This is a genomic window from Nostoc sp. NMS7, from assembly GCF_017115085.1.
In the GTDB taxonomy this organism is placed as follows: domain Bacteria; phylum Cyanobacteriota; class Cyanobacteriia; order Cyanobacteriales; family Nostocaceae; genus Nostoc.
In genome coordinates, this window is sequence record NZ_JABXKJ010000237.1 from 126,874 (window position 1) to 133,987 (window position 7,114).

Sequence of the window (7,114 nt, forward strand, 5' to 3'; positions counted from 1 at the left end):
CCTTCACATCCAAGCTTTAGCACTCAGGCGCAAGCTGCTGCCAGAAGAACATCCATCTGTCGCCACTAGCCTCAACAACCTAGCGGGACTCTACCGTTCCCAAGGCAGAGACAGCGAAGCCGAACCCCTTTACATCCAAGCTTTAGCACTCAATCGCAAGCTGCTGCCAGAAGAACATCCAAATGTCGCCACTAGCCTCAACAACCTAGCGACTCTCTACCGTGATCAAGGTAGATACAACGAAGCCGAACACTTTTGCATCCAAGCTTTGGAACTTAGGCGCAGACTGCTGGGAGAAGAACATCCATTTTTTGCCCTTAGTCTTAACAATTTGGCAAAAATTTACCACTTACAAGGACGTTATACCGAAGCGGAACCATTGTATCTGCAAGCATTAGAGATTTTTGAGCAACAATTAGAGGTGAACCATCCTTGGACTCTTAAGTGTCGTGAAAATTTGGCAAATCTTCGCGATCGCCTCCCCCCACCACAGTAAAATTTGACTTCTGGGCAAAGCATACCGTAATAAAACTGAAAAGAGCGATCGCTTTAACTCGGAGTTTCCATGTTCTGAACTCGGAGTTTCGTGTTCCAAGCTCGGAGTTTCATGTTCTGAACTCGGCCTTTCATGATCCAAGCTCGGAGTTTCATGTTCCAAGCTCGGAGTGTCGTGTTCCAAGCTCGGAGTGTCGTGTTCCAAGCTCAGAGTGTCGTGTTCCAAGCTCAGAGTGTCGTGTTCTGAACTCGGAGTGTCGTGTTCTGAGGTGAAATGATGGTGTTGTGAGGGCGATCGCTCTCCTAAAACTCATTACACTACATTAAGAGCGATCGCTTCTCGGCAAATCTTAAAGGCTATTCCATTCTTCTAGCGTGATTTTCCGCTCTAAAATCACCTCAACTTCCCCAATCATCATCCGCAATTGCGGTACAGAATACTCATCATTAGAGGGAATAGTTAGACGATGTTGGCCATAAACCATAAACTGATGTCTTGTTCCAGAATAAAGCCCCTCAAACCCAATCCATCGTAATTTTTTCACAAAATCCCGACGCTTACACGGTATCCATCGGCTCAAGGGTAGGCTCCTTGTTGAGGTCAATATTATCAATTACTGGTAGAGAATGTCCCAGCTTTAACCCAAGCAAAATCCAGTCTTCCAGTGTTGAGCGTAATTCATCCTCACACTCGCGCAAAGTCGATGCAAAGGCGATCACTCCTTTGCAAACAGGAATTCTACCTGCAAATGTACCATCTTCTAACTTGTCATAAATTGCCTGGGCGATCGCTCGCTCAACATAGTCGCTCAGAATAAACCTTATCACCATGAAATCTCGTGTTGTGCTACCAGTTTAATCTTACGTTAAAAAATTTATTTCTCTGACGCTTTACCCCGGTTGAATGATGGTGTTGTCAAGGCGTAGGCTTTAGTTTAAAGCGTAAATCTACAAGCGATGTCTTACGCCTACGCTATTATGTGGTTATGAATGATAGAGAGCAATTGCCCCCACAACAAAAAATCAGCTACGATCAATCATATAATTATCTTCACAAACACAGCAATGTTAATTACATACACTGCAAAATATACAAAAACTAATAGCGGATATATGGGACAACTCATTGAATGGCAAGAAGTTATCACAGAAGGAGAAACCATAGAAGAATGCAGGGCTATGTTGCAAGACGCAACAAAAGAAATGGTTATTGCTTATCGTCAACAAAATAAAGAAATTCCCACAGGTAGTTATTTGCTCGAACAAATTCCTATAGAGGTTTGAGTGTGTCATAATCCATAAAGCGATGTCTACAACGGGCTACACCTACGCTATTATGTGGTTGTGAATGATCGTGTTGTCAAGGCGAATGCTTTAGAAAAGAAGTGTAAATGGCTCCAAAGGTATTATTTCAGAGGTAATAAATGGAAAAAGAAGTATTAGTAAAAGTCAAGCCAAAGCACTAGGAAGTTTTTTCGATGTATCACCTGCATTATTTTTATAGTCCCAAAATTTGAGGAAGGTTTTATTAATAAATTCTCCCTTAACAATATAAAATTAGTTTAATTATCACCAAAAAAGCTTATGATTCTTGAGGCAGTGATGCTTTATGTCAAACCAGGGCTAGAATCTGATTTTGAAGCTTCTTTTAAAAAAGCTTCCAATCTTATTTCCTCAATTAACGGATATTTATCTCATGAACTGCATAGGTGCATAGAAGTCAAAGGTAAATATTTATTACTTGTTAAATGGGAAAATTTAGAAGCTCATACTGTTGTATTTAGAGGCTCTGCTGAGTTTCAAGAGTGGAAAAAACTTCTGCATCATTTTTATGATCCATCTCCCATTGTTGAACACTTTGAAGAAATTGAAATATGAAAAACAAGATCCCCGACTTATTTAAGAAGTCGGGGATCTGTGGCTGTATCACTCTACTCTTTGCAACTGTGCTACTCTTGGGTCAACAATTTTTTGTCCCAAGCTAGAAAATTTAATTGCCACAGACATCTTACTACCCGTTCCGAAAACATGAGTGATTTCACCAAGCCCAAAAGTTTTATGTAATACTCTCTCGCCCACTTGCCAATTCTGGTTTGTATCTGGTTTCGCACTAGAAGTAGAGGCACTTTTAGTATAAGTTTGACGACTCAGGCGTTGAGTATTTATTAATTCATCTGGTAATTCGTCGAGGAATTGCGATCGCATGGCGGCTTCACGAGAACCATACAAACGACGTTCTCGCGCGTGTGATAAAAATAACCGCTCTTGGGCGCGAGTAATCCCCACATAACACAAACGGCGTTCCTCTTCCAAAGATGCGGGATCACTCAGCGATCGGTAGCCGGGAAATAGCCCTTGTTCTAATCCCACTAAAAATACTACAGGAAATTCCAAACCTTTGGAAGCGTGCAAAGTCATCAAAGAAACGGCTGTCTGTCCTTCTTTTAAGTTATCCAAATCGGAACTGAGGGCGGCGCTACTTAGAAAATCTCGGAGGGAAACCTCTTCGTTTTCTTCTTGAAATTGCAACGCCGCATTGTAAAGTTCCTGAACGTTTTGTACCCGATCTGTGGCTTCATCTGTGCCTTGATTCATCAAGTCTTGAACGTAACCAGAGTCTTCTATTATTCCTTGCAAAACCTCAGTTACGGGAACCGTGGCGATTTGTTTTTGCCAACGGCTAATCATTTCGGCAAAGCTATTTACAGCTTTTGTCGCCCGTCCAGCTAATGTATTAACTGATGTCTCATCGCTGAGTATTTCCCACAAAGTTGTCCCTAATTGCTGGGAGGCGTTAACCAAAGCGTCAATAGTGGTTTTGCCAATTCCCCGCCGGGGAGTATTGATGACTCGTAATAAACTGACTGTATCAGCTGGGTTAGCGATCGCTCTTAAATATGCGACGACATCTTTAATTTCTTTGCGATCGTAAAACTTCATTCCTCCCACAACTATGTAAGGAATTCGATATTTCACCAACAGTTCTTCAAAGGGGCGAGATTGGGCGTTTGTCCGATAAAGTATGGCAAAACTACCCCAGTTCAACTCTGGATTTTGCTGTTCTAAAGTGCGAATCTGATTAATTACAAAGTCGGCTTCTTCTAGTTCATTATCCGCTTTTTGAGAATAAATCTGCTCACCCGGCCCCCGCGTCGGTTTGAGGACTTTATCAATCCGTTGGGTGTTATTTTCAATCAGTTCATTCGCCGCTTGCAGAATGTTTTCACAAGAACGATAGTTTTCTTCCAGCTTAACCATCGTTCGGGTGTCATCATCTACCAAACCATCGCCAAAGTCTTCCTGAAATCCCAGCAAGATGGTGAAATCTGCCATCCGAAAGCTATAAATGGATTGATCTGCATCGCCGACAACAAAAACTGAGCGATTTTCCCATTCCCATTCGCTCTTTTTGGTTTCACCATTAGTGACTAATAAGTGGATGAGTTGATACTGAGTGCGGTTAGTATCCTGATATTCATCTACAAGGATATGGCAAAATTTGCGATGCCAGTAATCCAATACTTGCTCGTTTTGTTGAAATAATCTAGTAGGTACGAGAATTAGATCATCAAAGTCGAGAGCATTGTTTTGTGCTAACTTATCTTGATATAAATTGTAAACTTGGGCAATCACCCGTCCGCGATAATTAGGTTGTTCTTGCTCAAATTCTTGGGGGGATAAACCTTGATTTTTAGCGTTACTAATAGCGTAGCGGACAGAGCGGGCGTCAAACTTCTTATCGTCTAAATTTAGCTGTTTATTGACGATTTCTTTGATCAGAGTCATTACATCTGATTCATCAAAGATAGAGAAATTGCGATTCCAACGTCGTCCTTTTTCGTCTACGTATTTTTCAATATGAAAGCGGAGAATGCGAGAAAATAGACTGTGGAAAGTGCCACACCATAAGTCTTTGATCGTATCTTTGTAAACTTGCGATCGCAATTGCATTTGTTGATATTCTGTCAACAAATCAAAACGCTGACCATGTTGCTTTATAGCCAGTTGTTCCGCAAACAGCCGTTGAATCCGGTCTTTCATCTCCCGCGCGGCTTTGTTGGTAAAAGTAACCGCCAGGATGTTTTCTGGATTAACGCGGTGTTTCAGAATCAGATTCGCAATGCGATAAGTCAGCGCTCGTGTTTTACCGGAACCTGCGCCAGCAACTACTAGCAACGGGCCGCAGTAATGTTCGACGGCTTGACGTTGGCTAGGGTTAAGGTGACTGAGAAAATCGATGGTTGTAGTCATGGATGTGAAAAAGCGATCGCCTGAGAGAGTCGCTATTGCCCAGGTTACAACATCTTAACGAAACTTGGTCAATAAAGATTGTGTGGCAATATTCTTAACCAGAATGGTACTCTATCATGATTTATCGTAGAAGCAAGAAAAAGCTATGCTGTCAGTCAAAGGCACATTCCAAAACGGTGTGGTTCATCCTAACGAACCAATTGAAGGGCATGAAACGCTGGCACGAATGGGAGCAAGCAATTGCAAACTGCTAAAATTTCAAGTGTTTCGGCTTTTCTTAGTGCCATTCGGCTCATTTACTAATACCACTAATTTTCCTGTTGTTTGATTAGACTCCATATATTCGTGTGCTTCAACAATCTCGTCCAGATGAAAAACACGGTCTATATTGACCCGGTTTTGCCCCACTTCTACACCATCAATAAATCGTTGCAAGTGTTCAATAGATAAATCTTCAGTACCTCCGGTATAAACGGTCAATCTTACCGTGTGAGGAATATCATCCATTGGCGAAAAGTCGTTTAATGTCCAGGCGTTACCCAAAATACCGGTCATGCAGAGAATGCCACTAGGGGCAACACATTGCAGGGAATCCAGCAGGGTAGAGGTTCCTACCAGTTCCAAAACGCGATCAACCCCCTTGGGAAAATTCTGACGGATAGAGGTTGCGATCGCTCCTGTATCTATTACAACGCGATCAACCCCATTTGCTTGCAAGGCTTCTACTTTAGAAGAATTGCGAGTAGTCGCCACAACGGTTAGCCCCAGTTCTTTGGCAAGGTGTGTTGCGGCCATACCAACTGATGAAGTACCCCCCCGAATCAATAGCGTCTGCCCAGCCTGCACGCCCAAACCGGACATGAGAGAACCGTAAGCTGTCTGGAACATTTCTGGAATGGCTCCTAACACTGACCAGTCGAGGTTACTCTTAATCGGAAATACGCAGGCTTGCGGGACACAGGTGTATTCGGCATAGCTGCCATCAAACGCTCGTCCCATACCTCCCATAATCGCTGCTACCTTCTGACCGGGCTGAAATGGGGTGTCAGGGGCGGCTTCGACAATACCAACGCACTCAATCCCCAAAACTCGGGGAAGTTGAACACTGGGAGAGTGCCCTTGACGCGTGAACATCTCAGAACGGTTTAGACCAAAGGCTTTGACCTCGATTAGCACCCATCCAGGCTGAGGAGATGGTTTTGTAATCTCTTGTAACTGAAGGGCTGTCGGATCACCGGGAGATTCTAAAACAATTGCTTTCATAACGTTAATCAGAGACTAAATCAGCTGGTTCTATGCCGTGAAACCCAGTTTTTGGATGAACACCATCATAGAAGGGTTTGTTGCCTGTAAGCCGGAGCATTTATGTTTGCAAGCTGCTACAGTTAGTACCTCTGCGCGGAAGTCAAAAGTCAAAAGTATTGTATTCCAAGCTTTTGCGCCATTTGGAATGGTATGTTTATTTCCGCCGTGATCTACTGGCTAATTGGATGAGTTAATTGGATGCCTGTGAAGAGGCAAACAAATACCGATGAATTTTCCAATTGCCGTTCTCCTGCTTGAAGATAAACATCTCATTATTTCCTTCAGACGTAGTTTTGTTGTCGGCTAAAATAGTTGCTGTGCCTGATGATGAGGTGCGAGCATAGGCAAATTCCCCCATTGCCTCTACCTCATGGATCGTAAACTTGACCTGGAGTTGGATAGTTTGAAAAATTTGCTTGTAGGTATCAAGAACTGCATCGCGTCCTACTTGAGCAGGTGCAAACTGGGGCATGAATATCGGATCACTGCTGTAAAGTTCCAGTGCCGCATTCGCATCTGACGCATTCAAAACCTGCTCATATTGCTGAAGAACTTCTTGAATCTGTTTCATAGATACTTTCCTGAATTGAGATTTTTTTAACCTATTGAGCAGTGTACATATTCTTAGATTTGATGGGTAGTAGGTAAAATTGAGAAGTATTTTCTCAAATATGGAAAGATACAATGGACTTCAACTCGGCTGCTTTGTTTGTCAAAGTGGTTCAGTATGGCAGCTTTTCGGAGACTGCCCGACGGACAAATACCCCGGTGGCAACCGTGAGTCGGTGGATTGCGGAACTGGAAAAAGACCTCGGTATTCGACTCTTAGAACGTTCTACACGCCATTTACGAATGACTCAAGCAGGTACAACGTTTTATGAATACGCGGTTCGCGGATTCGAGGCGTTTGAAACTGGCTTGTTTATCCTTGAAAATCAGCAGCAGGAACTGACAGGGACACTACGGCTCTCTCTGCCGCCTGCATTTCTTCCGATGCAAGAACTAAGCTAATCGGCATTTAAATTGCAACATAGTCACTATTACCCTTGTTTTTTATTTTTCG

The 7,114-nt window shown here is 42.9% G+C and carries 9 protein-coding genes and 1 pseudogene; 5 read left to right on the forward strand and 5 right to left on the reverse strand.

Annotated features, from left to right (window positions below):
- Positions 1–496, forward strand: a 496-nt coding sequence (locus tag HWQ38_RS31570; RefSeq protein WP_292801719.1) for a tetratricopeptide repeat protein, incomplete at its 5' end; no start/stop codon positions are given.
- 349 nt (positions 497–845) lie between these two features.
- On the opposite strand, the gene HWQ38_RS31575 is transcribed toward HWQ38_RS31570, so the two are convergent.
- Positions 846–980 carry a hypothetical protein gene (locus tag HWQ38_RS31575; RefSeq protein WP_292801721.1) on the reverse strand — a complete coding sequence of 45 codons (135 nt, stop codon included), beginning with the start codon at positions 978–980 and terminating at the stop codon, positions 846–848.
- Between the two features lie 73 nt (positions 981–1,053).
- Positions 1,054–1,326, reverse strand: a complete 273-nt coding sequence (locus HWQ38_RS31580; protein WP_292801723.1) for a type II toxin-antitoxin system HicB family antitoxin — start codon at positions 1,324–1,326, stop codon at positions 1,054–1,056.
- Between the two features lie 234 nt (positions 1,327–1,560).
- Between HWQ38_RS31580 and HWQ38_RS31585 the strand changes: the two genes are divergently transcribed.
- From HWQ38_RS31585 to HWQ38_RS31595, 3 genes and pseudogenes are all read left to right on the forward strand, one after another.
- Entirely contained in the window at positions 1,561–1,779 is a 219-nt protein-coding gene (locus tag HWQ38_RS31585; RefSeq protein WP_366933363.1) for a type II toxin-antitoxin system HicB family antitoxin, read from the forward strand.
- Positions 1,780–1,882: 103 nt separating this feature from the next.
- A pseudogene (locus HWQ38_RS31590) lies at positions 1,883–1,999 on the forward strand (transcriptional regulator); the annotation flags it as partial.
- Positions 2,000–2,079: 80 nt separating this feature from the next.
- Positions 2,080–2,373: an antibiotic biosynthesis monooxygenase gene (locus HWQ38_RS31595; protein WP_292801727.1), complete on the forward strand. Its 294-nt coding sequence runs from the start codon at positions 2,080–2,082 to the stop codon at positions 2,371–2,373.
- A 48-nt stretch (positions 2,374–2,421) separates the two neighbouring features.
- Here the strand turns inward: HWQ38_RS31595 and pcrA are convergent, their stop codons facing one another.
- The 3 genes from pcrA to HWQ38_RS31610 all read right to left on the reverse strand — a co-directional run bounded on the left by pcrA (position 2,422) and on the right by HWQ38_RS31610 (position 6,622).
- Positions 2,422–4,746 (reverse strand): DNA helicase PcrA, encoded by a 2,325-nt coding sequence (gene pcrA / locus HWQ38_RS31600; RefSeq protein WP_292801729.1) that lies wholly within the window; start codon positions 4,744–4,746, stop codon positions 2,422–2,424.
- Between the two features lie 258 nt (positions 4,747–5,004).
- Entirely contained in the window at positions 5,005–6,009 is a 1,005-nt protein-coding gene (locus HWQ38_RS31605) for a zinc-binding alcohol dehydrogenase family protein (RefSeq protein WP_292801731.1), read from the reverse strand.
- A gap of 232 nt (positions 6,010–6,241) precedes the next feature.
- Positions 6,242–6,622 (reverse strand): nuclear transport factor 2 family protein, encoded by a 381-nt coding sequence (locus tag HWQ38_RS31610; RefSeq protein WP_292801733.1) that lies wholly within the window; start codon positions 6,620–6,622, stop codon positions 6,242–6,244.
- Positions 6,623–6,735: 113 nt separating this feature from the next.
- Between HWQ38_RS31610 and HWQ38_RS31615 the strand changes: the two genes are divergently transcribed.
- Positions 6,736–7,062: a LysR family transcriptional regulator gene (locus HWQ38_RS31615; protein ID WP_292801735.1), complete on the forward strand. Its 327-nt coding sequence runs from the start codon at positions 6,736–6,738 to the stop codon at positions 7,060–7,062.
- Positions 7,063–7,114 lie beyond the last annotated feature (52 nt).

What these genes read in the sequence shown, in the direction of transcription:
- HWQ38_RS31610 (WP_292801733.1), bottom strand. Translation starts at nt 6,622, where the DNA reads ATGAAACAGATTCAAGAAGTTCTTCAGCAATATGAGCAGGTTTTGAAT.
- HWQ38_RS31595 (WP_292801727.1), top strand. Translation starts at nt 2,080, where the DNA reads ATGATTCTTGAGGCAGTGATGCTTTATGTCAAACCAGGGCTAGAATCT.
- HWQ38_RS31615 (WP_292801735.1), top strand. Translation starts at nt 6,736, where the DNA reads ATGGACTTCAACTCGGCTGCTTTGTTTGTCAAAGTGGTTCAGTATGGC.
- HWQ38_RS31605 (WP_292801731.1), bottom strand. Translation starts at nt 6,009, where the DNA reads ATGAAAGCAATTGTTTTAGAATCTCCCGGTGATCCGACAGCCCTTCAG.
- HWQ38_RS31585 (WP_366933363.1), top strand. Translation starts at nt 1,561, where the DNA reads ATGTTAATTACATACACTGCAAAATATACAAAAACTAATAGCGGATAT.
- pcrA (WP_292801729.1), bottom strand. Translation starts at nt 4,746, where the DNA reads ATGACTACAACCATCGATTTTCTCAGTCACCTTAACCCTAGCCAACGT.
- HWQ38_RS31580 (WP_292801723.1), bottom strand. Translation starts at nt 1,326, where the DNA reads ATGGTGATAAGGTTTATTCTGAGCGACTATGTTGAGCGAGCGATCGCC.
- HWQ38_RS31575 (WP_292801721.1), bottom strand. Translation starts at nt 980, where the DNA reads ATGGTTTATGGCCAACATCGTCTAACTATTCCCTCTAATGATGAGTAT.